The sequence below is a fragment of the Bacillus sp. F9_6S_D1_P_5 genome (genome assembly GCF_054823925.1).
Map to the genome: position 1 here is coordinate 19,272 of NZ_JBTREW010000015.1, position 23,968 is coordinate 43,239.

At 35.4% G+C, this 23,968-nt stretch carries 22 protein-coding genes and 1 pseudogene; 12 read left to right on the top strand and 11 right to left on the bottom strand.

Features of this window, described 5'->3' with window-relative positions:
- The first annotated feature begins 1 nt into the window (after nt 1).
- From qoxB to ACUXEY_RS18555, 6 genes are all read left to right on the top strand, one after another.
- Nucleotides 2–1,936 carry a cytochrome aa3 quinol oxidase subunit I gene (gene qoxB / locus ACUXEY_RS18530; RefSeq protein WP_048527848.1) on the top strand — a complete coding sequence of 645 codons (1,935 nt, stop codon included), beginning with the start codon at nt 2–4 and terminating at the stop codon, nt 1,934–1,936.
- Nucleotides 1,937–1,949: 13 nt separating this feature from the next.
- Nucleotides 1,950–2,552 (top strand): cytochrome aa3 quinol oxidase subunit III, encoded by a 603-nt coding sequence (qoxC, locus tag ACUXEY_RS18535; RefSeq protein ID WP_048527847.1) that lies wholly within the window; start codon nt 1,950–1,952, stop codon nt 2,550–2,552.
- Nucleotides 2,553–2,864: a cytochrome aa3 quinol oxidase subunit IV gene (qoxD, locus tag ACUXEY_RS18540; RefSeq protein WP_000531382.1), complete on the top strand. Its 312-nt coding sequence runs from the start codon at nt 2,553–2,555 to the stop codon at nt 2,862–2,864.
- A 219-nt stretch (nt 2,865–3,083) separates the two neighbouring features.
- Entirely contained in the window at nt 3,084–4,913 is a 1,830-nt protein-coding gene (locus tag ACUXEY_RS18545) for a monovalent cation:proton antiporter family protein (protein ID WP_429601950.1), read from the top strand.
- A 51-nt stretch (nt 4,914–4,964) separates the two neighbouring features.
- Entirely contained in the window at nt 4,965–5,222 is a 258-nt protein-coding gene (locus ACUXEY_RS18550; protein ID WP_144615855.1) for a DUF4022 family protein, read from the top strand.
- Between the two features lie 14 nt (nt 5,223–5,236).
- Nucleotides 5,237–5,674 carry a GNAT family N-acetyltransferase gene (locus tag ACUXEY_RS18555; protein ID WP_461301287.1) on the top strand — a complete coding sequence of 146 codons (438 nt, stop codon included), beginning with the start codon at nt 5,237–5,239 and terminating at the stop codon, nt 5,672–5,674.
- Nucleotides 5,675–5,713: 39 nt separating this feature from the next.
- Here the strand turns inward: ACUXEY_RS18555 and ACUXEY_RS18560 are convergent, their stop codons facing one another.
- From ACUXEY_RS18560 to ACUXEY_RS18570, 3 genes are all read right to left on the bottom strand, one after another.
- Nucleotides 5,714–6,142, bottom strand: coding sequence for a hypothetical protein (locus ACUXEY_RS18560; RefSeq protein WP_461301288.1), 429 nt, complete (start codon nt 6,140–6,142; stop codon nt 5,714–5,716).
- A 4-nt stretch (nt 6,143–6,146) separates the two neighbouring features.
- Nucleotides 6,147–6,347 (bottom strand): helix-turn-helix transcriptional regulator, encoded by a 201-nt coding sequence (locus ACUXEY_RS18565; RefSeq protein ID WP_000301181.1) that lies wholly within the window; start codon nt 6,345–6,347, stop codon nt 6,147–6,149.
- Nucleotides 6,348–6,585: 238 nt separating this feature from the next.
- Entirely contained in the window at nt 6,586–7,878 is a 1,293-nt protein-coding gene (locus ACUXEY_RS18570) for an NCS2 family permease (protein ID WP_098521332.1), read from the bottom strand.
- Nucleotides 7,879–8,158: 280 nt separating this feature from the next.
- On the opposite strand from ACUXEY_RS18570, the gene ACUXEY_RS18575 reads away from it, so the two are divergent.
- Entirely contained in the window at nt 8,159–9,550 is a 1,392-nt protein-coding gene (locus ACUXEY_RS18575; protein WP_461301289.1) for an amino acid permease, read from the top strand.
- Between the two features lie 181 nt (nt 9,551–9,731).
- The gene (locus tag ACUXEY_RS18580; RefSeq protein ID WP_461301290.1) at nt 9,732–11,279 is read left to right on the top strand and encodes a DNA-binding protein; all 1,548 of its coding nucleotides are present in this window, start codon (nt 9,732–9,734) and stop codon (nt 11,277–11,279) included.
- 35 nt (nt 11,280–11,314) lie between these two features.
- Here ACUXEY_RS18580 and ACUXEY_RS18585 read toward each other — a convergent pair whose 3' ends face one another.
- A complete protein-coding gene (locus tag ACUXEY_RS18585) occupies nt 11,315–13,036 on the bottom strand; it encodes a DUF2339 domain-containing protein (protein WP_461301291.1) in 1,722 nt (573 codons plus the stop codon).
- Nucleotides 13,037–13,169: 133 nt separating this feature from the next.
- Entirely contained in the window at nt 13,170–14,471 is a 1,302-nt protein-coding gene (brnQ1, locus tag ACUXEY_RS18590) for a branched-chain amino acid transport system II carrier protein BrnQ1 (RefSeq protein WP_461301292.1), read from the bottom strand.
- A gap of 252 nt (nt 14,472–14,723) precedes the next feature.
- On the opposite strand from brnQ1, the gene ACUXEY_RS18595 reads away from it, so the two are divergent.
- On the top strand, nt 14,724–16,109 hold the full coding sequence (locus ACUXEY_RS18595; protein ID WP_461301293.1) for a peptide MFS transporter: 1,386 nt from the start codon (nt 14,724–14,726) through the stop codon (nt 16,107–16,109).
- Between the two features lie 30 nt (nt 16,110–16,139).
- Here the strand turns inward: ACUXEY_RS18595 and ACUXEY_RS18600 are convergent, their stop codons facing one another.
- From ACUXEY_RS18600 to ACUXEY_RS18620, 5 genes are all read right to left on the bottom strand, one after another.
- Nucleotides 16,140–17,261 (bottom strand): YHYH domain-containing protein, encoded by a 1,122-nt coding sequence (locus tag ACUXEY_RS18600; RefSeq protein ID WP_461301294.1) that lies wholly within the window; start codon nt 17,259–17,261, stop codon nt 16,140–16,142.
- Nucleotides 17,262–17,399: 138 nt separating this feature from the next.
- Complete coding sequence (locus tag ACUXEY_RS18605; RefSeq protein WP_461301295.1) at nt 17,400–18,032, bottom strand: class A sortase; 633 nt, start codon at nt 18,030–18,032, stop codon at nt 17,400–17,402.
- 116 nt (nt 18,033–18,148) lie between these two features.
- Nucleotides 18,149–18,622: a DUF2178 domain-containing protein gene (locus ACUXEY_RS18610; RefSeq protein ID WP_461301296.1), complete on the bottom strand. Its 474-nt coding sequence runs from the start codon at nt 18,620–18,622 to the stop codon at nt 18,149–18,151.
- On the bottom strand, nt 18,615–18,833 hold the full coding sequence (locus tag ACUXEY_RS18615) for a helix-turn-helix transcriptional regulator (RefSeq protein ID WP_461301297.1): 219 nt from the start codon (nt 18,831–18,833) through the stop codon (nt 18,615–18,617). The genes ACUXEY_RS18610 and ACUXEY_RS18615 overlap by 8 nt, the downstream gene beginning before the upstream one ends.
- A gap of 113 nt (nt 18,834–18,946) precedes the next feature.
- Nucleotides 18,947–20,206, bottom strand: coding sequence for a 3D domain-containing protein (locus tag ACUXEY_RS18620; RefSeq protein ID WP_078419418.1), 1,260 nt, complete (start codon nt 20,204–20,206; stop codon nt 18,947–18,949).
- Nucleotides 20,207–20,852: 646 nt separating this feature from the next.
- Here ACUXEY_RS18620 and ACUXEY_RS18625 point away from each other — a divergent pair.
- Both ACUXEY_RS18625 and ACUXEY_RS18630 read left to right on the top strand, forming a co-directional pair.
- Nucleotides 20,853–21,371 (top strand): annotated as a pseudogene (locus ACUXEY_RS18625) (methyl-accepting chemotaxis protein); the annotation flags it as partial.
- 132 nt (nt 21,372–21,503) lie between these two features.
- Nucleotides 21,504–22,316: an undecaprenyl-diphosphate phosphatase gene (locus ACUXEY_RS18630; RefSeq protein ID WP_044791332.1), complete on the top strand. Its 813-nt coding sequence runs from the start codon at nt 21,504–21,506 to the stop codon at nt 22,314–22,316.
- Between the two features lie 117 nt (nt 22,317–22,433).
- On the opposite strand, the gene ACUXEY_RS18635 is transcribed toward ACUXEY_RS18630, so the two are convergent.
- Complete coding sequence (locus ACUXEY_RS18635) at nt 22,434–22,637, bottom strand: hypothetical protein (protein WP_097917684.1); 204 nt, start codon at nt 22,635–22,637, stop codon at nt 22,434–22,436.
- 172 nt (nt 22,638–22,809) lie between these two features.
- Here ACUXEY_RS18635 and ACUXEY_RS18640 point away from each other — a divergent pair, with 172 nt between their 5' ends.
- On the top strand, nt 22,810–23,961 hold the full coding sequence (locus ACUXEY_RS18640; RefSeq protein WP_461301298.1) for a VanZ family protein: 1,152 nt from the start codon (nt 22,810–22,812) through the stop codon (nt 23,959–23,961).
- Nucleotides 23,962–23,968 lie beyond the last annotated feature (7 nt).

Genomic DNA, 23,968 nt, shown 5'->3' on the forward strand with positions numbered 1-23,968 from the left:
AGTGAAGCTTGATGAATTCTTTGTCACAGGTGACCCGATTATTTACGGTGCAGACGCTTCTATCGTTCTTGTGACATTAGCAATCATTTTCGTACTAACAAAGTATAAAAAATGGAAATGGCTTTGGGACGAATGGTTAACAACTGTTGACCATAAAAAGATTGGGGCCATGTATATTATCTCTGCGGTTATTATGTTATTCCGTGGTGGTATGGACGGTTTAATGATCCGTGCACAGTTAACATTCCCAGAAACAACTTATTTAAACGCTGAACACTATAACGGAATCTTCACAACACACGGTACAGTTATGATTCTTTTCATGGCGATGCCATTCGTTATGGGATTAATGAACCTTGTAGTACCATTACAAATTGGGGCTCGTGACGTTGCATATCCGTTCTTAAATGCTTTAAGTTTCTGGTTATTCTTTGTCGGAGCAATGTTATTCAACATCGCTTTCGTAATCGGTGGTTCTCCAGACGCTGGGTGGACTTCTTACTTCCCAATGGCAGGTACAGAGTTTACTTCTGGTGTAGGAAATAACTACTACGCAATTGCATTACAGATTTCAGGTCTCGGTACGTTAATGACAGGTATTAACTTCCTAGTTACTATCTTAAAAATGCGTACACCTGGTATGACTTTAATGAGAATGCCAATGTTTACTTGGTCAATCTTAATTACAACAATTATCATTATTTTCGCTTTCCCAGTATTAACAGTTGCTCTTGCATTAATGACATTTGACCGTCTATTCGATGCTCACTTCTTTACGATGGCGAGCGGCGGTATGCCGATGTTATGGGCCAACCTATTCTGGGTATGGGGTCACCCTGAAGTATATATCGTTATTTTACCGGCATTCGGTATTTTCTCTGAAATCATTAGTACATTCTCACGTAAACGTCTATTCGGTTACAGTGCGATGGTATACTCAATGGTTGCAATTTCTTTACTAAGTTTCGTCGTATGGCTTCACCACTTCTTCACGATGGGTGCAGGTCCAGCGGTTAACTCATTCTTCTCGATTTCGACAATGGCGATTTCGATTCCAACCGGTGTTAAGATCTTTAACTGGTTGTTTACACTGTATAAAGGACGTATTCGTTTTACAGTTCCAATGCTTTGGTCATTGGCATTTATTCCAAACTTCGTAGTCGGTGGGGTTACAGGGGTTATGCTTGGTATGGCAGCAGCTGATTATCAGTACCATAACAGCTACTTCCTAATCGCTCACTTCCACTACGTATTAATCGCAGGTACAGTATTTGCTATGCTTGCTGGATTCACATTCTGGTATCCAAAAATGACTGGTCATATGTTAAATGAACGCCTAGGTAAATGGACATTCTGGATCTTTATGAGCGGATTCAACATCTGTTTCTTCCCAATGTACTTCTTAGGTTTAGACGGTATGACTCGTCGTATGTACACTTACTCTGAAAGTCTTGGATGGGGATGGCTAAACCAAATCGCATCTGTTGGTGCGGTAATGATGGGTATTGGTTTCCTACTTCTTTGTTACAACGTAATTTGGAGTGCTCGTCACGGTGAACGTGACACAACTGGAGATCCATGGGATGGCCGTACACTTGAATGGGCAACTCAATCTCCTGTACAACATTACAACTTCGCGCAACTTCCTGAAATCAAAGAAGCTGATGCTTTCTGGTACATGAAAAAACGCGGAGAAACAGTTACACCAGCAGCAGAAGATATTAAACCAATTCACATGCCAAGTAACTCTGGTGTGCCTATTATTGCGTCTTTATTCTTCGGTCTTGCAGGTTTCGCATTAGTATTTAGCTGGTTCTGGCTTGCAGCAATCGGCGGCGTTGGTATTTTAGCTTGCTTAATCTATCGTTCATTCGATTACGATGACGGTTACTATATCAGTGTTGATGAAATTAAAAAATCAGAACATGTAGCATGAGAGGTGAAATGATATGGCGGCTTTAGATAAAAGCTTACCTTTGGAATATCAATCCGAGCAAAGCAGATTGAATATCCTAGGATTCTGGATTTTTCTTGGGGCTGAAATTATGCTGTTCGCAACACTTTTCGCCTCTTATCTAGTACTTGCTGGTCGTACGGCAGATGGCCCAACACCAGCACAACTGTTTGAACTTAAAACGCTTTTAATTCAAACATTACTACTTTTAACAAGTAGTTTCACATGTGGTATTGTAATTCACGAAATGCGTAAGCACAATCAAAAAGCAATGCTTGGATGGTTCATCCTTACATTACTTTTAGGTGCAGGTTTCCTATTCTTTGAAATCGAAGAGTTCATTTTGTACATCGGTGAAGGCGCAACAATTCAAACAAGTGCTTTCCTATCTGCATTCTTCGTTCTTCTTGGAACGCACGGAGCCCACGTAACAGGCGGTATCATTTGGGCAATTTGTGTTATTATCCAAATTTTAAAACGAGGTTTAACACCAGTTACAGCTCGTAAAGTATTCATTATCAGCTTATACTGGCATTTCCTTGATCTTGTTTGGGTCTTTATTTACACACTAGTTTACTTGAACGGGATGGTGGCGTAAATGGGTCAAAATAACAACCAAGCAAACGGGCACGCACATAGCGGATTCCCTTGGTCACACGTTTTCGGATTTATTTTATCGCTTGCACTAACGTTTCTAGCGTTATATGTGGCACTTTATACAAACCTGCCACTTTCAACGATCTTAACAACTATTATCGTAATGGCTGTTGCGCAAGCGTTGTTACAATTAATTATGTTCATGCATTTAAAAGAAGGAGAAGGAAGAGTTCAAATTCTTACTATGATATACAGTTTCTTCGTTGCAACAGCAACAGTTGGTTTAACTGTATGGATCTTCTTCTCAATGTAATGTACATGAAAAGACTGCTGAGGTTTCTCAGCAGTCTTTTTTTATTCCCTCCCCTATTACATCCACTTTACGGAATTAACAACAGAATCATGAAAAATATACTTATTATGACAAATGTTAAGAAAACTCTTTCTTTATGAAATCGAATCCATATGCGTTGCTTTTCTACCTATTATATGGCTAAATAAGTACTATATTTATTTGAAGGGAGAGAACGCAATGGAACATCACACTTCTGTTCTATCACTTATGGTTGTCGTTGCAATCGCGTTTTTCGTTCCCCTTTTGTTACAACGCTTTAAATTAAAAGCACTTCCTGTCGTTGTTGCAGAAATCATTGCAGGAATCTTTGTAGGTAAAAGTGGGTTTAATATTATTGAGCCAGATATGTGGCTTCAAGTCTTATCGACACTAGGATTTATCTTCCTTATGTTTTTAAGCGGTTTAGAAATTGATTTTTCTATCTTTAAACAAAAAGGGAAAAAGAATACGACAAACGAACCAAACACATTCCAAGCAGCAAGCATTATCTTCTTATTTATTTTCATCTTATCTTATGCCCTATCATTACTATTCGTATGGCTAGGATTTGTAGATAATGCAATGTTCATGACTTTAATCATTTCAACTATTTCTTTAGGTGTTGTCGTACCAACATTAAAAGAGAATAACTTAGGAAAAACGGCAATTGGACAAATCATTTTATTAGTCGCTGTTATTGCAGATTTAGTTACAATGATTTTACTCGCTGTATTCGTCGGATTAAATTCCGAAAGCGGCCAAAGCATGTGGCTTCTTCTTCTTCTATTCGGCGCTGGTATTGTTATTTACTTCGTTGCAAAACGCTTTAAAAACATTCCATACTTAGATAGCTTAAAAGCTGGTAGTGTACAAATTGATACACGAGCTGTTTTTGCACTCATCTTAATATTAGTTGGGTTATCTGAATCTGTTGGAGCTGAAAATATTTTAGGTGCCTTCTTAGCAGGGGTACTCGTATCATTATTATCACCAAATGAAGATATGGTTGAAAAGCTTGATTCCATCGGATATGGTTTCTTCATTCCTATTTTCTTCGTAATGGTTGGTGTAAATTTAGAGGTTTGGTCTATTTTTAAAGAACCTTCTAGCATGTTAATGATCCCAATTTTAATTGTAGGACTCTTTATTTCAAAGCTGTTACCATCACTCGTTTTACGCAAATGGTATCCACGGAATATCGTACTAGGAAGTGCCATCTTATTAACATCGACACTTTCTTTAGTTATTGCAGCTGCACAAATTGGTGAAAAACTAGGGATCATCAGTCCAAGTTTATCTGCTTCACTTATTTTAAGCGCAGTTATTACTTGTATTTTTGCACCTATATTATTTAAAAAGATGTTCCCGAAAGTAGAAACACCAAAACCAAAAGTTTCTATTATTGGCGCGAGCAGAATTACCCTTCCGTTATCACTTGATTTAAAACGAGAAGATTATGATGTAACACTTTATATGATGCGTCAAAATAAAATAAATGATGAGGAAGCGACATCACATGACTTCCCTATCGTAAAATTAGACGACATCACAATCGCATCATTAACTGAACAAACAGCATTTAACGCAGACCGTGTTGTTGTTGCAACAAGTGATGATGAGCAAAACTTATTATTAGCAGAACACGCAAAAGAACTAGGTGTTGAACATGTTATTGCAAGTGTAGAAGATCCTCTTCTACAAGAAAAAGCAACGCAAGAACATATCGCTGTGTTCTCAACAATTAACTCTACACGTATTCTATTACGTGCACTTATTGATAAACCAAGTCTCGTTCGCTTAATTACAACAGCAAACGAAACAGTCCGTGAAGTTGAACTACGAAGCAATAAATATAACGGCGTGGCACTTCGCCGCCTCCCGTTTTTAGGCGATGTACTAGTCATTCAAATTTATCGCGGGAATAAAGCATTAATTCCGCATGGTGATACGAGACTACAGCACGGTGATACATTACTTGTAACAGGTTCAAAAGAACATATCGATACACTAAAAAACATATTAGAATAGAAAATGCCCCTCACATAATTGAGGGGCATTTTTTTCATTTCATATGGTAAAATGTTACTATCACATATTATGGGGATGGATCACATTATGTCTATTGTAACTTTAGCTCTTTTATTATTAGCGGAAATACTCATTGCCATTATTCTCATCGGTGTTAGCATTGAAATTTGCAGTTACGGATGGAAAAAATCGAATGGAATAAAATACTCTTGCCTCTTACTTTCACTCCTTCTCGGAACTGCTAGCATACTCGGACTTTTCGCCGCACCTGCCTATTTCTTTATACAATTAACAGAAAACGCCTTATAAGAAAGGATGTTAATATGATTACCGTGAAAAATATTGAGGGATCTGAAACTTACGTATTACGTCAAAAAATTTTACGCCCGAATCAAACATTAGCAGATTGTAAATACTCTTCCGATTATGAAACAGACACCTTTCACTTAGGCGCATTTATAAACGATGAACTGATTAGTATCGCTTCCTTCTCAAAAGAACTATACCCTGACTTACTAGCAGGTGTTCATTATCGTCTACGAGGAATGGCCACATTACCTGAATTTCGAAACAAACGTGCTGGAAGCTCCTTAATTCAGAAGGCGGAACAAATCTTGCAAGAACGCCAAGCAAATATATTATGGTGTAATGGCCGAATTACTGTAGCTGACTATTACAAGCACTTAGGCTTCCAGGAATATGGTAAAATCTTTGAAATTGAACCGATTGGCCTTCATAAAGTACTATATAAAAAAATATAAGAAAAGCTTTCCGCAATATCGGAAAGCTTTTCTTATACTTCAATCTTCACTTTTTATTCTTTTCATATATATGTATATAAACAAACCAGGAACTAAAAAACAAGCAAACATAATAAGTCCTGTTATACTAATTTCTTTTATCGAAATATCTGGTGTTACAACGATACAAATAGCTAAAATCCCAATAACAATACCTACAGGAATTAATAATAGTTTCATGAAATAACTGTGTGATACTCCCCCTGTATGCTCATACACTTCCACCGAATTTTTTAAGTTTAAAAAGTTAATAACTATTATCCCGCACATAAATACCATTAATAAATCTGAAACACTTTCATATCCTGCATCTTGCAAAACGTAGCGATAAAAAACAATACCTAGTATGACGATATTTTGTAAGATGAAAACAAGTCTAATATGTTTTAGCCCCTCAATCATTAAACGTTCATCTTTCACAATCCTCATCCCCTCACTCCTCTTCCTCCCAAAATAAATCATTCAATGTTTTATCTACCGCATAACAAATTTTTAAACATAAATCTAAAGACGGATTGTATTTCCCCTTCTCAATTAAACTAATCGTTTGCCTTGTAACGCCTACTTTTTCTGCTAATTGTTGCTGTGTTAAATCTAACTGAACACGCGCGACTTTTATTTTACTTACAGCCATTCATGTTCCTCCTCTGCCCTTATTGTAACATATATATTCCATTAAGTAATTTATATTTTGCTTAATTGACTATAATTTCACTTTATCACGCTATTTATAAGCAGGAACACCCCTACTTCAATATTCGGCTAGAGCAAAATAGTTAGGCGGGAAATTAACTGCCCCACTGATTATAGTTTCACTTTATTATACACAAAAAAGGAGCCTCTCATAAGAAGCTCCCTCTCCTATATCTATATTATAAGAATAAATGACATCCAAATAAAATTGTAAATAAGTATAGTAACGGATGTACTTCCATCCCTTTTCCTTTCACAATTTTTAAGACTGGATACACTAAAAATCCAATTGCAATTCCATTTGCAATACTAGACGTTAACGGAATACCAACGAAGATTAAAAATGCTGGTAATGCATCATCAAATTCATTCCAATTAATATCACGAAGACTTTGCGCCATTAAACTACCTACAATAATTAATGAAGGAGCTGTAATAGCGGCTACGCTTGATAAAGAAGCAATAACAGGGCTGAAGAATGCCGTTATAACCGTTAGGCCAACTACTACAATACCTGTTAATCCTGTTTTACCACCTGCAGCAATACCAGCTGACGATTCAATCGTCGCTGCTGTTGGGCTTGTCCCAAAGATAGAGCCTGTAGTCCCGCCAATTGCATCCGCAATAAACGCTTTACCAAAACGCTTCTCTGTATTATCTGTAATTAAACCTGCTTGTTTAATTAAGCCGAGTAATGCACCTGTTGTATCAAATAACAGTACAAGTAAAAATGAAAATACAACGCCATATAATCCATATTCAATGACATCTGAAAAGGCGTTGATTGGATTTGAAACGATAATCCCCTCTGGTAAATGAGGCATCGCAACAATTTTATCTGTAAACTTCAGTTGCCCTGTAAAGAAGGCGATAATTCCTGTCACAATCATACTAATAAATAATGCACCGCTCACACGCAATGCCATTAATACCGCCGCTAAAATCAAACCAATTAAAGTTAAAATAACGGCTGGAGAATGGAAGTCACCAATCGTAACTAAGTTAGATGGATGATCAACGATAATTCCAGATAGACGTAATCCAATAAAAGCAATAAATAACCCAATCCCACCTGCAATCGCATGTTTTAAACTGTCAGGAATTGCGACAATTAGCTTTTGCCTAAATGAAGTGAATGATAATAAAAGAAAAATGATACCTGTTACAAATACTGCTGAAAACGCAATGACATATGTAATCCCCTCTGCCTGTTGAACAACAGAATAAGCAAAATACGCATTCATTCCCATAGCTGGAGCAATAACAATTGGATAGTTAGCTAAAAACGCCATACATAGCGTCCCTACAACCGTCGCAATAATAGTTGCCGTAAAAGCTTGATCAAATGGTACACCTGCATCAGATAATATTTTCGGATTGATGACAAGAATATACGCAAATGTAAAAAAAGTTGTGATGCCAGCTAAAAGCTCTTGCTTCACAGAAGTGTTATATTTTTGTAATTGAAACATGGTTATGTACCCTTCCTACATCTGAATTATTATCACACATTCTTTTCTTACTAGTATGTAAGAAAATATAATACTTAATCTTAACAATCAATAAAAAGAAGAGTCAATATATTCAATAATAGTTCGAATTTTAAGTTTAAGTCTTACAAGCACAGATGTAGTACAGTTCATCGTGATTATTTTTGTAGCATAACAGATAGAAATGTTTTATAATTTGAAATAGTTAAACATTTAGCGAACACATTCAAATATCGTTCACTCTACAAGGGGGATTCTTCTTATGCAGCACACAAACAAATCTGGAACTTTAAACCGCGGTTTAAAAGAACGACATATTACTTTAATGTCACTCGGTTCAGCTATTGGCGTTGGACTATTTCTAGGATCCGCTTCTGCTATTAAGCTAGCTGGCCCTTCTATTCTATTAGGCTATATGATTGCTGGACTCGTTATTTTTTTCATTATGCGAGCACTCGGAGAAATGGCAATTGAACAACCTGTTGCCGGTTCTTTTAGTAAATATGCTTATGATTACCTTGGACCACTAGCTGGCTATATTACCGGTTGGAACTACTGGTTCTTATGGGTTGTTACTTGTATGGCTGAAATTACAGCAGCTGGCATTTACATGCAATACTGGTTCCCAGATATTCCGCGCTGGACTTGGGCTTTACTCGCTCTATTATTAATGAGTGCTTTCAACTTTTTATCCGTAAAAGTATTTGGAGAACTTGAATTTTGGTTTGCTCTCATCAAAATTGTCACAATTATCTGTATGATAATTGTTGGAGCTGGTATTATTTTATTCGGATTTGGAAACGGCGGTATCGCTACCGGCATTTCCAATCTTTGGTCACATGGCGGCTGGTTCCCGAATGGTTTTTCTGGGTTACTACTCTCCATGCAAATGGTGTTATTCGCTTATTTAGGCGTTGAATTAATTGGGGTTACAGCGGGTGAAGCGCAAAATCCGAAAAAAACAATCGCAAAAGCAATCGATAACGTATTTTGGAGAATATTACTGTTCTACGTTGGGGCTCTATTCGTTATGATGGCAATTTATCCATGGAACGAACTTGGTGAGAAAGGCAGTCCATTCGTATTAACATTCCAGCAAATCGGTATTGCAAAAGCAGCAGGGATTATTAACTTTGTCGTATTAACAGCAGCTCTTTCTTCTTGTAACGGTGGTTTATTTAGTACAGGCCGTATGCTGTATACATTAGCTCAGCAGAAAAAAGCTCCTGAAAGATTCGGTCGTTTAAATAAAAACGGGATTCCAAGTCAAGGAATTGTAGCAACAGCTACCGTCTTACTCGTTGGTGTTATATTAAACTATCTTGTGCCCGCAAAAGTATTTACATGGCTCACTAGTATTTCCACTTTCGGCGCGATTTGGACTTGGGGCATTATATTAGTCGCTCAAATCAAGTTCCGTAAAAATTTGCCTACGCAAAACAAACAAAAGTTATCGTATAAAATGCCTTTACACCCATTAAGTTCATATTTCTCACTCGCTTTCCTTGCACTCGTATTAGGTATAATGGCGTATTCAGAAGATACACGAATCGCATTAATCGTCGGTCCTATTTGGCTTATCGGCTTAGCTATCGTGTACTACATGAAAGGGTTTCATAAGATTGATGAAACGCCTAATTCAAAAATTAGTTAAACAAAACATCCCTTCCTTATTACTTGGAAGGGATGTTTTTAAATCTACATAAATATTTCTCAACAAAATTCACGTTATTTTTACAATTTTTTAATATTTTTTATGTTTTCCGTCTTTATTTTTACAGAAAAATAAATTACATTATTAAAGCACATATATTTATTATTAGGGGGATTCTTCTATGAAGAATAAAAAATGGATTACATTTTCTTTAGCAACAGCAATTACACTAAGTATAGGGGCTTCGTTCATACCGTCTACTTATGCAGAAAGCTCTGTAGACCCAGCTCCTGAAATTGCTGCAAAAGTTGTAAATCAAAACAATGGGAAAAAAGTATTATTCGATAATACACACGGTCAAACTGCCGGAACCGCTGACTGGGTTATTGATGGTGGCTTTTCTGATTTCGGAAATGGTATTGCTCAAAACGGCTATCATGTAAAAGAACTACGTAAATCAACACCAATTACGTATGAAGATTTAAAAGACTACAATGTATTTATCGTTCCAGAAGCTAACATTCCTTACAAGAAATCTGAACAAGATGCAATGTTACAATACGTGAAAAATGGCGGCAGTATCTTCTTCATTGCCGATCATTACAATGCAGATCGTAATAAAAATCGCTGGGACTCTTCTGAAGTATTTAATGGATATAGACGCGGCGCTTGGGATAATCCTGCAAAAGGAATGTCTACTGAGGAAGTAAACTCACAAGCTATGCAAGGAGTAGAAAGCTCTGATTGGCTATCTGACAACTTCGGTATTCGCTTCCGCTATAATGCTATTGGTGATGTTTCAGCTAAAAACATTGTGTCACCTGAACAATCATTTGGAATTACAAAAGGTGTTTCATCTGTAGCAATGCATGCTGGTTCTACTCTAGCAATTACAAATCCAAAACTAGCAAAAGGACTTGTTTATCTTCCAGAAAACCCGTCAAAGTGGAATAATGCTGTTGATAGCGGTGTTTATAACGGCGGTGGTGTTGCAGAGGGACCTTATGCTGCTATCGCTAAAATAGGACTTGGAAAAGCTGCCTTTATTGGTGACTCTTCTCCTGTTGAAGATGCATCGCCAAAATACGTTCGTGAAGATTCTGGCCAAACAAAGAAAACTTACGATGGATATAAAGAAGAAAACGATGCTATCTTACTAGAAAACATCGTAAATTGGCTATCAAATAAAGAAACATTTACAAGTTTAGATCAAGTAAATGGTTTACAACTTGACTTACCTACAACTTTACAAACATTTGAACAACCAAGCTTATCAACTGAGCCACAACCTGAACCTTGGAGTGCGCCAAATGCAGGTTATCAATGGTTTAATACAAATACTTTTAAACCTGGTTCATATGGCTATAACGGTGCAGTAACAGCAAATGACTACGTAGTTACACACCCTAGCATTCTACCAAACAATGAAGTGTTCCAAATGAAAATTCAAGTAAATAACTTATTACCAAACACGACATACAATAATTATTCTTTAGGTATATTCACTACTGGCGGTACACAAGTAGCAAAAGTTCAAAATTCAAATGGTACTTGGCCAACTACTTTTGGATATAGTAGTGCATTTTCTTTCACAACAAACAGCTTAGGTTCTGCTGAGAAGATTGTAAATGTGCAAATCAACCCAAATACGACTGGACAAGCAACACTTCGTCTACGCCAAAATACAACAGCGAAATATAGTGAGACTGTAACGATTAATAAGAAATAATGAAAAAGGCAATCCGGATATGGATTGCCTTCTTTTTACTTCTCTTCTTTTGAGAAAAACATTCTTGAAATAACGATACCTATACTACCTACTATTAAGAATAACACTGCCCTGATCATCATTGAAACTTCTGGTAAGTCTAGAAGGAATAGCTTTCCTATCGTTACGACTAACACGACTAAGCCAGCATACAATATTTCATTCATATTTTTATTCCGTCCAAACCAAACTGCAAATAATGCATATACCATCCATAATAACGATACAGATACACTTATTATACTTCCATCTGTGGACAAAACTTCACCGATTCTAGTAATTGTAATAAATACAATCACCATAAACCAATAGAGTACTATAGAATACACATACTTGCCAAAGCTTGCTAATACTTCTTTCGCTTGTCTCATGCAATAATAGAACGTTCCTATTAAAATAAGATGAGCAACAAAGCCTGCTGAAATAAATTGATCAAATAGGCTAAAAATAGTCTGTATCATTCCAATTGCGTAAACCGTCGCACTAACATACAATTTTATTTGTTGTTTTCCTTTAATAGAAGTCACCATGCCGAGGAAACCTTGTAATAATAGTACAATCGCTGCATTCACTAAACTATACTCATATAAAATCGCTAAACTAAATGCCCCCATTGCGAAACCAAATAAAAGATTTGTAAACGTAGAATGTCGATTCTTCCTATATTCAAACGCGAACATAGTAGCGTGTACGAGTGCACTAATCATTAATCCCCATGTTGTAAATTCGGGTATTTTTGAAATGGCTAATATAAAGAAAACTGCATTCGCACTAAATATTGCCAAGCGTGGTTCTACTATAAAATTTCTCTCCGTAAACATATGCCAAAATAATAGTAAGTGAATTAAACCATAAACTACTGTTAACTGTACTTGTAAATCCTCTACTAACATTGACATAACAGCAAAGAAGACAAAAAGAACAATAGCGGCAACAGCATAAGAAATCATATATAAATACTGATAACGATTTTTCAGCGCATACCATAATAAGCTAATTGTTAATATCGTCTCATATCCAAAGAAAATATACGGATTAGGAGTCGTACTATTTAATAAGAATGGCACGAAGAAAGCTCCTACCGCTACGAAAATAGTAAGATATTCCGATTGATACCTCTTCGCTACATAAATACCTAAAATGACCCATGCAATATTACATACAAATGCAACACTTGCTGGAATAAAGCCATATAAATAATGTGCCGCAAATGTCGTTAAAACTATACCCGTAATACTTCCTCCTGCTAATACTAACCCTAACGCTTGCCGCTCTCGTTTAATTTGAATATCCCCTATATAATAAAAACCGATTGATAGGACAATACCAAACACAATTCGTATTGCTGGCGTTAATAATCCAGCATCTACCCCTGCTTTAAATAACCAGATTACTCCAAGTAACATAATACCGACAAATATGCGTGGTAACCACGTTTGGCAAAACTGAATAATATTAAATGGTTCTGGTTTAAAAGCAGATATATCTACTTGTTTTACCTCCCGTTCTTGCACGGGCTCTTTTATTGTAACTACTTCTTCTTTTGGTTTTTCTTCCGTTACCGTTTCAATATATTCTTTCTTTTCCTTACTAACATGTTGCTGAGCATTTTCTACTTCTATTTCTTTTTGTTTTGCTTTCAATTCAAAGAGTGCTTCTTGAATTGTTTCAATTGCCGTTTCGAGCGCTTCTATTTTCTTATTTAAATCTTCCTTCATACGCTCCCCCCTCACCATTCATTCAAAACCTATATATTACCAATTAACTTTATCATACTATTAGTCTATTCATTTTCAATACCATTTTTCCAAAAAAGAAAGGTGCTTTCCAAAATAGGAAAACACCTCTTACTTATTTCTTCTTATTGAAAACACTACTCATGATAACGCCAATACAAGCACCTATAATAGCTGGAACAATCCATCCTACACCTTCTATATAAAACGGAATGTATTTCAATACTGATGTCCACTGATTCATCATCACATTTTTATTGAAAATATCAATTGCACTAAATACGGCTACAATCCCAACTGTCACTGCATATACGTATGCATACTTTCCAATATACTTATGGAATAACCCTAAAATAATAAGCGTTAGTGCAACTGGATAAATAAATCCAAGAATCGGTACTGATACTTTTAAAATTTGTGTTAATCCTAAATTAGCTAAAATCATACTAATACAACTTAATATAAATGCCCACACTTTATACGCCACTTTCGGAAATGCACTTGCGAAAAATTGACTACAAGATGTAACAAGTCCAATTGAAACACATAAGCAAGCGATCGTAAAAATAAGACCTAATAAAACGACTCCACCTTGTCCAAATAACGTCGTCATCACTTGTGCTAATACGTTCGCCCCATTATCAAATGGACCTAACGAACCGCTAATTGAACCAACATATCCAAGTATGACATAAATAATAGATAGTAATAGTCCTGCCCCAATTCCAGCAATACTCATATATTTCGCTAAACCTTTATCATCTTCAATACCTTTTGTACGAAGGGCATTTGCAATAACAATCCCAAAAATTAAAGCTGCTAATGCATCCATCGTTAAATACCCATCTAAAAACCCTTGGAACATAGGGGCTTGTCCATAGTTTCCAGCAGCCTCTTTTACATTACCTACTGATGTAAACATGCTCTTTATAAAGATAAGGGCAATCATACCTAATAATAACGGTGTTAAAACCTTTCCGAACAACCCCATTAATTTAGATGGTGATAAACTTAACCAGTACACGATACTAAAGAAAATAACCGTGTAACATAATAAAATTATGCTTCCTGCTTCTGGGAAGAACTGACCTGGCCCCATTTCAAAAGCTAAACTTCCTGCACGTGGTATACCAAGTCCTGGTCCAATAAATAAATACACGATACACGGAAAAATAATGGCAAATGAAGAATGAACCCTACCCGCTAACGCTTGAAAACTTCCTGCTTTTGCAATCGCAATAACTCCCAATATAGGCAGACCTGTTGCTGATATAATAAACCCTACTAATGAAATCCACACATGTTCTCCTGCTTCATACCCAAGGAAAGGTGGGAATATAAGATTCCCCGCGCCAAAGAACATCGAGAATAACATAAGACTAATAAGTAAAATTTCTTTTTTCTGTAACAATTTCATTTCTTTCTCCTTCTTTAATTTCATCTTTTATGAAATCAATTTCACATATAAAAAAGTGCAATAAACCGCATCCTTACAAAGAAAACATAGTCCATAGTCTAACATAAAAGAAACACCCATTCTATAGCTATATCTCTTTTCCAATTTCTTCTGAAAAATCAACCTTTATTGACTTATAATAGTTAATAAGGTAAAATATTAAATATACAAAATTATTAACTTTGTTTTTGTTTGTGTCAGGAGGAAAATAACATGGAATCAGCGATACAACTAGAAAGAGAACAACAAAGAAAAAAGAAACATCCTCCAGGTTTATACTTACTCTTCTTTACAGAAATGTGGGAAAGATTTAGTTACTATGGATTACGAGGATTATTAACATTATATTTAACGACAGCTTTAGTAAGCGGTGGTCTTGGGTTTAGTCCCGCATGGGCACTCTCCATTTACGGATTTTATACTGGAGCCTGTTATTTCACACCAATGATTGGTGGATACTTAACAGACCGGTTCCTAGGTAGACGAAAAGCGATCACAATTGGTGGTATAACAATGGCAATCGGTAACCTTACACTATTTGCCATGCAAAACCAATTAGGCCTATACCTCGGATTAGCGCTTATTATTATCGGTAACGGATTCTTCAAACCGAATATCTCTACACTTGTTGGAGAATTATACGAAGAGAACGATCCAAAACGTGATAGTGCATTTACCATTTTCTATATGGGTATTAACGTCGGGTCATTTTTAGCTCCACTCGTTTGCGGATTTTTATCAGAAAATTTATTTAAAACAACGGTTGATGGCGTTGTACATTACGGATTCCGTTACGGTTTCTTAGCCGCTTCAATCGGAATGATCATTGGACAAATTTTATTTACAACACTATCAAATCGCTTCCTTGGTGATATCGGTAAAAAACCAACTCGCGATTTGCAAGCAGCTGCTGGACAACCATCAGTAGGAGATACACCGTTAACAAAAAAAGAAAAACAACGTACCGCAGTTATCGTCATTTTAACATGCTTCGTTGTCTTCTTCTGGGCTGGCTTTGAACAAGCTGGTAGCTCATTAACATTATATACAAACAAATTTGTAGACCGATCTGTGTTCGGATGGGAAGTTCCAACATCTTGGTTCCAATCGGTCAATCCATTATTTATTATTTTACTTGCTCCAGTCATTTCGGCATTATGGGCAAAACTTGCAACTCGCAAGCGCGGGGATTTAAAAATCCCAACTAAAATGGGACTTGGTATGATCTTGCTCGGTATCGGTTATATCATTCTCGTTATCGCTACATTAAAAACAGGTAGTGATGAACATAACATTACAGAAAAAGCAAACTTACTATTTATCGTCTTTACGTATCTTTTCCATACGTTAGGTGAGCTATTCTTATCACCTGTTGGACTATCAATGGTTAGTGCACTTGCCCCAGTAAAACTTGCTTCTTTATTAATGGGAGTATGGCTAGCGAGCTCAGGTATCGCTAACATTTTAGGCGGACAACTTGCAAGCTTTACAACTTCACTTGGATATGCTGAAGTATTCACCGTAATCGGAGCTGTAGCAATTGTATTAGGTTGTGTTTTATTATTAATTTCTAAAAAATTAGTGAAATGGATGGATTAAAAAAAAGATGAGGGATCTCCCTCATCTTTTTTATGCATTCTTACCTTTTTCTATCGCTTGTTCGTACAGCTCTTTATGTTCTTTATATTCACTTGGCACAAAATTCTTATAGAAGAATGCAAGCCAACTGTCACCTTTTTTATATCCTTCTTCTCTAATTTCTGCTGCTTTTTTATTTGACTTAAATCCTTCAATAAACCATTTCTTTAACGATTCATTTTTTTCATACTTAGCAGGAACTTTCAAATCATAGTTTTCAAATGCATACTTATAGCCAGCCTTTTCTACTGCTTTTTTTGTAGACTTATAACCCTTTTCATAAGCTGTTTCATACGCCTTCACGTACACACCTTTCTCTCTATTTCCAGGATTCTTTCCAGCTAGTTCCTTACCTGCCTTTTCCCCTAGTTCAGCTTGCTCTTTTTCAATTTTTTCTGTTCTTTCTTTATTCCCTACTTGGAAACCTTCTGCAAATTTCGGCTTAAACTCCGGAGCAATTTGACTTTCTTCCATCGTCTCTTGTGCTAAACCTTGCTCTTTTCCTTTTTCAAAATGCGTTTTCTTCTGCTCTTCTAAAGACCAAGATGCAGCATAAGCAATTTTGAATGCTTCTTTATATGTATCTGATTTTCCAGCTAAATGTGATTCCACATCATTTTTCCCTGCTTTAAAATCAGTCTCTCCACTCTTTTGTCCCTCAAGCTGCCCTTTTTCCATATCAGCTTGACGCTGTGCTTCCTCTCGCTTACGTGCCTCTTCTGCTTTTCTTTGCTCTTCAGCTACACGTTGTCTCTCTTCCTCTGCCTTTCTTTGTTCCTCCGCTACACGTTGTCTCTCTTCTTCAGCTTTACGCTGCGCCTCTGCGGCACGTTGTTTTTCAGCCTCAGCATTGCGCTGCGCTTCTGCTTGTCTTTCAGCTTCTACAGCACCATTATTATTAGTGCTAGTAGCTGGACTTGTTGCACCGCTACTAGAAGCTGGTTTATTGTGATAATGATACTCCCCGTACTGTAATCCCCATTTCTCACAATTTGTACGACACGTATGCCCCCCATTAGCATCTGTACGTCCCGGATGCGCATAAGCTGAAATCGGAGCTACCAATAACGCTACGCCTGTTGTTAAAAGAAGTTTCTTCACCTGTTGTTTCACTCTTGTTCCTCCCAAAATCTTGAATTCTAACTTTATTATACACGAATAGATAAATACTTAAATGCCCACCAAAATATTCTATTATTTCTCAACATTAGTAAAAAAGAAGGTCAACTCTTTAAAGAGTTGACCTTCTTTTTACTTCTTCGCCTTCGTTCCTACTAAATCACCAGCAACAACGTAACGCTTAGAATTATCTTTCACAGATACACATGTAATAAGCGTTATTTCATCTTTCCCATGATCCTCAACAACTTCCCACTTATCAGGAGTTACTTCAGATACACCAGTAACCGCATATTCATATTCGTTTTCATTATCATACAAATAAATTTTGTCGCCTTTTTTTAAAGAGGCTACATCACTAAATAAAACACCTTTTTTAGACATGTTATGTCCTGCTAATGCATAGTTCCCTTTTCCCATTACTTGATTTTCTTTTACTGTTGTTGCACCAGATAATAGGTTTTTCTCAGTAGAAGATTTTAAAACAGGAAGTTCTAATGAAACACTCGGGATCGAAATACGACCAATTACTTGCTTCTTATCTAATGATGCATTCGCTACTTCTGCCAAGTCTGGTTGATCAATTTTCGAAGCATCTACAAATTCTGTCTCATGTTTTTCATAATCCATTTTTTGAACAGCCTGTACATTTTCAGTCTGTTTCTTTTCAGCCTGATATCCATCATAAAATGGCTTTCCAATTAACACACCACCTACAACAAATAGAAGGATTGCTACTATACTATAAATTCTTTGCTTATTCATATACAATTCCTTTCCCTTACAAAATCTTACTCTATATAAAATGATAAGATAATATTGCTATATGTACAAGTATAAGCTAAAAAGAAACCTTCTTGCCGATACAAGAAGGTTTCTTTTTAAGCGATTTTATTTCGATATAAGGATACGTGGAAAATCGTCATTTGAATAAAGAAAATACTAAATGCAATATATACCGGATATGCAGGAACATATAGATTAACAATTGGTGAAAGAGTTAAAAAACCAACCGCGCAAGGCAACACGTACCATAATGACATAAATGTAGTACGACAAGCCTTTTCTGTAATTGCCTTTTCCCGCTCATCTTCTTGAGGAAATAATAGTGGAAACATCCAATACGAGAGCTTTTTATATTTTTTCTTTTGAATTTTATAAAGAACAGTCGATACAATACCAAATATTAAAAGCAATACTAGTGGCATTACACTCACCGAAACTTCAAAGGGTACTCTCTCCGTTTGAATAAAATTAGCAACTTCGATAGTAAAATAATACAACTCAATAAACGCCCAACCTGCTAATACCATTAAGAGTACATTTAACATATAGGAAAATAAAAGTCTATTCATCCTTTTTCCCCTCCTTATTTAAAACAAACACATCTTCCATCTTTAACTGGAATACATCGCAAATTGTAAGTGCTAATAACAAGGAAGGAACATAATCCCCTTTTTCAATTGCAGCGATTGTTTGTCTCGTCACTCCAACCTTTTCTGCTAATACACTTTGCGAAAAATTAAAGCGAGCTCTTAGTTCCTTCACTTTGTTTAAAATGGTCAAATTTACCACCTCTCAATTATATTGTATGCTACCCTTAACAAAATGTAAACTCAACTTAACATTATTTTTGTAAAAAAAATCCAACTTTACGTATTGTAAAGTTGGATTACGTATTAGTTTAAAATTGTAACTTTAACTGTTCTTCTGCCCCAAGCACTTGATGAACCTTTATCTGGCATTAAAACATCAATTCTGTGACCTTTAATAGCTCCACCAGTGTCCCCAGCAATAGCTTCACCATATCCTTCAACATATACGCGTGATCCCAGTCTAATAACCTTAGGATCTACTGCAATTAATTTCATACCTGGATTCCCAGTTAAATCATGTCCCATTGCTGATTTAACATGCTCTCCTGCTTTATAACCATTTTCAGCTGGATCTGCTGTATAAGCTGTAGCTTCTACATAAATTTCTCTTCCGCCAGCAGTTGGCTTAGAAGGTTGCGCAGGTTCTACCTTCGAATTATTATTAGCAACAGATTCAGCTGGTTTATTAGCTTTTTCTTGCTTTTGTTTTTCAGCAATTTCCGCTTGTGCTTTCGCTAAAGCTTCCTGCTCAGCCTTTGCAGCTGCTTCTGCTTTCGCACGCTCTTCTGCTGCAATTCTTGCTGCCTCTTGCTCACGAGCAATTGTTTCTTGTACTGCCTTCATATTTGACTCAATTTTAGCTTTTTCTTCTGCTGCTAAATTAAGTTGGCTTGCAACCTGATTATATTTAGCTTGAACTGTTTGTAAGTTAGCTTGACGTTTTTTCAAGTTATCTTGCAACTCAGCTTGTGCTTTTGCTAATTTTTGTTTGTCTACTACTAAAGATGCTTCTTTTTCATCAATTGTTTTCTTATCCTCTTCAATTTGACGAAGATCTTGTTCTTGTAGACGTAAAATTTCTTTATCAGCTTCTAAAATAGTAGAAACTGCATTCATACGTTGTAAGAAGTCTGCAAAGTTCTTTGACTCTACTACAACTTCTACTACTAAACTCGTATTTGAACTGTTTTGAACAGAAACCATACGTTTTCTCATAATATCCTTACGAGCAAGGACTTTATCCTCTAAAACGACAATTTCGTTCTTTTTTTGCTCAATCTGCTTATGTGTTTCATCGATTTTACGTTGAATAGCAGCTTGATCCTCTTTATTTTTTGCAATTGTATTATTTAAATTATGTAGTTCGTTTTCGATACCTTGAATTTCTTTACTAACAGCTTGCTTCTCTTGCTCTTTCTTTTGCATTTCTGCATCGTTTTGCTGCAATTGCTGTTGCATGTTGTTAAGTTTCTCGTCGTTTGACTCTGCTTTAACAGCGACTGTACTAGAAAGACCTATAATTCCTGCTAATACTAGACTACTGATTCGCTTAAAATAGTTCATAATCCGACTCCCTTCTTATACAGTTATACATGATTTATTTTACAGTTTGTTTACAATACCATTAAATACAGTTTATTTTTCATGACGAAAAAAAGGGAATTATGCATAAAATGTAATAGATTCTTAAATATTTAACAATTCCTATATTTAAAAATTATAAAAGATGCTAAAATCCAAATATAGAGAAAATATAACTTCTAAAGGCGGTTGAAATAAATATATGTTTACTCAAAAGAAATCACTCCAACATAAAATTGATCAATTAGAAAGTCGTATACAAGAACTAGAAGCAGAATTAAAACAAAAGGATATCGAACAACAAGAGACTATTTCTTCTATCCACGATCGTGTACAAAGCGTTGTTCAAGAACATAAACTTGTAAATAACCAGCACAATACACTCCAAAATTTAGTTCAACAATTAAGCTCATGTTTCGAAAATGTTTCAACGCGTACAACACATTCCAATGAATTGAATAATGAAATGTTACAAAAGGAACAAAGCTTAATTCAATCAATTGAAGAAATTATTGACTGTTCTAATGAAGGAAAAGAATCTGTTCATCGTTTACTTATTGTAATTAACAAATTAGGTGAACAATCTCAGCGCACGTCTAATAGTATGAATCACTTAAGTGAACGCTCAAAAGAAATCGAGCAAATTGTAGAAGTCATTCAAAACATTGCAGCACAAACAAATTTACTTGCTTTAAATGCGAGTATTGAAGCTGCGCGTGCTGGAGAGCACGGTAAAGGATTCGCTGTCGTTGCCAATGAAGTAAGAAAACTAGCGGAAAGTACAGCCGAAAGTACAAAAAACATCGGTAACTTAACGAAAAAAATTCAAGAAGAAATTGAAAAAGCATACGATAACACAAAAGATAATTTGCATTTAGTCGATGAAGGTGTAGAAATGAGTGCCGATACAAACGCTAGAATTGAAAACATTTTAATTATGATTCAAACGCTACAAAGCGGTGCTACAAATGTTATTAAAGCTATCGAAAACCAAAAATCTTGTAATGATGATATATTACGAGAATTTGCTAATACACAACAAATGTTCCAAAAGTTAAATACTACTATTATGAATCACATTCATGATGCAGAGAAAGTCGATGTTCAATTAACGAACAGCCTTGAAGAAACAGTAGTTTCTCATTAATAATAAAAATCCCTTATACCGTTATAAGGGATTTTTATTATATTTTGAATATTTATTTCTTCTCAATATTCATCTGTATCTTTGTTATAATGGACAAGTTGTTTCTTTCGACTATTAAACAAGGAGGTTATTATGGAACAATTTCACTACATTTTAAAATATTTAATTCTTGGTCTGTTCCAAGGGCTAACAGAACCCATTCCAATTTCTTCAAGTGGTCACCTCGTTTTAGCACAGCACTTGCTAGGACTAAAAATAGAAGGGTTTAGCTTCGAACTACTTGTTAATTCAGCTTCATTATTAGCTGTATTACTTATTTATAGAAATGATTTAATTCGTCTAACTAAGAATGGTCTATCTTATATATTTACAAGAGCAGAAGACGCAAAATCAGATTTCTTCTTTATTATTTACCTTGTTATTGCGACCATTCCAGCAGGTGTTATTGGTGTTTTATTTAAAGATTACATCGACCAGTACTTAAAAGGTGTGAAAATGGTTGGGATTTCCCTTCTTATTACCGCTGTTGGCCTTTGGATTATTAGAAACTTGCGTGGACGTAAAAATGATGGTGATCTTTCTATGAAAGATGCAATCATTGTCGGATTAGCACAAGCTTGCGCATTAATTCCTGGAATAAGCCGATCAGGTGCAACAATCGTAGCAGCTATGTTACTTGGTATGAAGCAAGAAACAGCTCTTCGTTTCTCATTCTTACTATACATCCCTGTTAGCTTAGGTGGTTTATTACTAAGTATTACAGACATTGCAAAAGATCCAAATCTAGACACATTATTCGTACCATATATCGTTGCATTTATCGCGACATTTATCATGACGTATATTTCGTTAAAATGGTTTATGAACATTATGGCAAAAGGAAATTTAAAATATTTCTCTTTCTATTGTATTATCGTAGGTGTACTTACTCTTATTTTCTTATAAAATGAAACTTACAAAGCGAAAAGCGCGTCATTCTATTAAACTAGGAAGACTCGCTTTTTTTATACCTTTATAATGATAAAACCCCTCTTACTTTTTTGTGCAGTAAGAGGGGCCCTTTTATGCGTATACTTTCTTTTCTTGACAATACAAACGAATAACATGTTTATTTTGTTGAAATACATCATGCGTTAGGCGGATAATAATAAAATTTCGTTTTGTTTGATCATCATGAACAAAAATCTGTTCTCCCTCCTGAAAACGCCATGCACTTTCAAAAGTTATAATATGATCTCCACTTACTGAAAAAAGCTCATATCGCATATCTTGTACCCTCTCTCAACTTATAATAATCATAATATCCTTATATTAAATTTAGTATAACTTAATTTCGTAGAAATTTGTAATTTTTTCTATTTCGAAATATTTTAATTTTGTTTTACGGTTCTTTTAACGTTATAATGATAAACGAATTTTCATTGAAAGGAGCTTCATTTTGACTGCATATTTATTTCCAATAAAAACAGCATTTATTTTATTCCCTATTTTAGCGATGTTTCTATTAATCCCTTTTTTAATATTTAATTATCGCAAATACGGTTATTTGAATAAGTGGCGTTCATTTATTTTATATTCACTATTACTCTATGTATTAAATGCCTATTTTCTTGTTATCTTACCTTTGCCACAAACATATGATACATGTAGCCTACAACCGGCTAACACACAACATATGCAACTCTCGCCATTTTATTTCATACAGGAGATTCGTAATCATACATCGGCAATTTTAACGCAGCCAGCTACGTACTTCTATTTATTAAAGGAATCTGCGTTTTTACAAGTTGCTTTTAACGTTCTACTAACCGTTCCATTTGGTATGTACTTACGTTATTATTTCCGACGTAGCTTCTTACAAACAGTGTGCATTTCTTTTTGCCTTTCACTGTTCTTTGAATTAACACAAGTAACTGGATTATATGGTATTTATAATTGTGCCTATCGCTTATTTGATATTGACGATTTGTTTTTAAACACACTAGGCGGCGTAATTGGTTTTATCATTGCACCAATATTTACGTACTTCCTTCCAAAAACAAGCGAATTAGATATTCATATTGATTTAGAAACGAAACCAGTTGGATTTATTCGTCGTCTCATCGCTATGCAAATTGATTGGATTTTCCTATCTATCGTTGTACCTTTCATTAAAAACAAAGGAAATTCACTATTGATTGCTAACATCCAATCTTATACAAATGTATACGAACTCCTTTTCATTACATGTTCAGTCTTCATTTACTTTATTATCATTCCATACTTTACAAATGGAAGAACAATAGGAAAAGCATTGCTTCGAATTTACATTAAAGGCCAAGCAGAGCGTATTACACTAAAAGAATTATTCATTCGTTACGGTATATTCTATTTCATTTTAGGCGGAATCAATTATATTCTTTCTAGTAGCTCTATCTTAAATCATACAGAGCCTTTAGTATTACTAGTTATACTATTATTCCAAATTGGCATTAACGGTCTATTTATTATTCATGTTTTATTACATGTATTTAGTCGTGATAAGTTACTATTTTACGAGCGCATTAGTCAAACAAGAAATGCGATCATACTAAAAAAGGCTGACAAGTAATACTTTG

What these genes read in the sequence shown, in the direction of transcription:
- qoxC (WP_048527847.1), top strand. Translation starts at nt 1,950, where the DNA reads ATGGCGGCTTTAGATAAAAGCTTACCTTTGGAATATCAATCCGAGCAA.
- qoxD (WP_000531382.1), top strand. Translation starts at nt 2,553, where the DNA reads ATGGGTCAAAATAACAACCAAGCAAACGGGCACGCACATAGCGGATTC.
- ACUXEY_RS18545 (WP_429601950.1), top strand. Translation starts at nt 3,084, where the DNA reads ATGGAACATCACACTTCTGTTCTATCACTTATGGTTGTCGTTGCAATC.
- ACUXEY_RS18550 (WP_144615855.1), top strand. Translation starts at nt 4,965, where the DNA reads ATGTTACTATCACATATTATGGGGATGGATCACATTATGTCTATTGTA.
- ACUXEY_RS18555 (WP_461301287.1), top strand. Translation starts at nt 5,237, where the DNA reads ATGATTACCGTGAAAAATATTGAGGGATCTGAAACTTACGTATTACGT.
- ACUXEY_RS18560 (WP_461301288.1), bottom strand. Translation starts at nt 6,142, where the DNA reads ATGAGGATTGTGAAAGATGAACGTTTAATGATTGAGGGGCTAAAACAT.
- ACUXEY_RS18565 (WP_000301181.1), bottom strand. Translation starts at nt 6,347, where the DNA reads ATGGCTGTAAGTAAAATAAAAGTCGCGCGTGTTCAGTTAGATTTAACA.
- ACUXEY_RS18570 (WP_098521332.1), bottom strand. Translation starts at nt 7,878, where the DNA reads ATGTTTCAATTACAAAAATATAACACTTCTGTGAAGCAAGAGCTTTTA.
- ACUXEY_RS18575 (WP_461301289.1), top strand. Translation starts at nt 8,159, where the DNA reads ATGCAGCACACAAACAAATCTGGAACTTTAAACCGCGGTTTAAAAGAA.
- ACUXEY_RS18580 (WP_461301290.1), top strand. Translation starts at nt 9,732, where the DNA reads ATGAAGAATAAAAAATGGATTACATTTTCTTTAGCAACAGCAATTACA.
- ACUXEY_RS18585 (WP_461301291.1), bottom strand. Translation starts at nt 13,036, where the DNA reads ATGAAGGAAGATTTAAATAAGAAAATAGAAGCGCTCGAAACGGCAATT.
- brnQ1 (WP_461301292.1), bottom strand. Translation starts at nt 14,471, where the DNA reads ATGAAATTGTTACAGAAAAAAGAAATTTTACTTATTAGTCTTATGTTA.
- ACUXEY_RS18595 (WP_461301293.1), top strand. Translation starts at nt 14,724, where the DNA reads ATGGAATCAGCGATACAACTAGAAAGAGAACAACAAAGAAAAAAGAAA.
- ACUXEY_RS18605 (WP_461301295.1), bottom strand. Translation starts at nt 18,032, where the DNA reads ATGAATAAGCAAAGAATTTATAGTATAGTAGCAATCCTTCTATTTGTT.
- ACUXEY_RS18610 (WP_461301296.1), bottom strand. Translation starts at nt 18,622, where the DNA reads ATGAATAGACTTTTATTTTCCTATATGTTAAATGTACTCTTAATGGTA.
- ACUXEY_RS18620 (WP_078419418.1), bottom strand. Translation starts at nt 20,206, where the DNA reads ATGAACTATTTTAAGCGAATCAGTAGTCTAGTATTAGCAGGAATTATA.
- ACUXEY_RS18630 (WP_044791332.1), top strand. Translation starts at nt 21,504, where the DNA reads ATGGAACAATTTCACTACATTTTAAAATATTTAATTCTTGGTCTGTTC.
- ACUXEY_RS18635 (WP_097917684.1), bottom strand. Translation starts at nt 22,637, where the DNA reads ATGCGATATGAGCTTTTTTCAGTAAGTGGAGATCATATTATAACTTTT.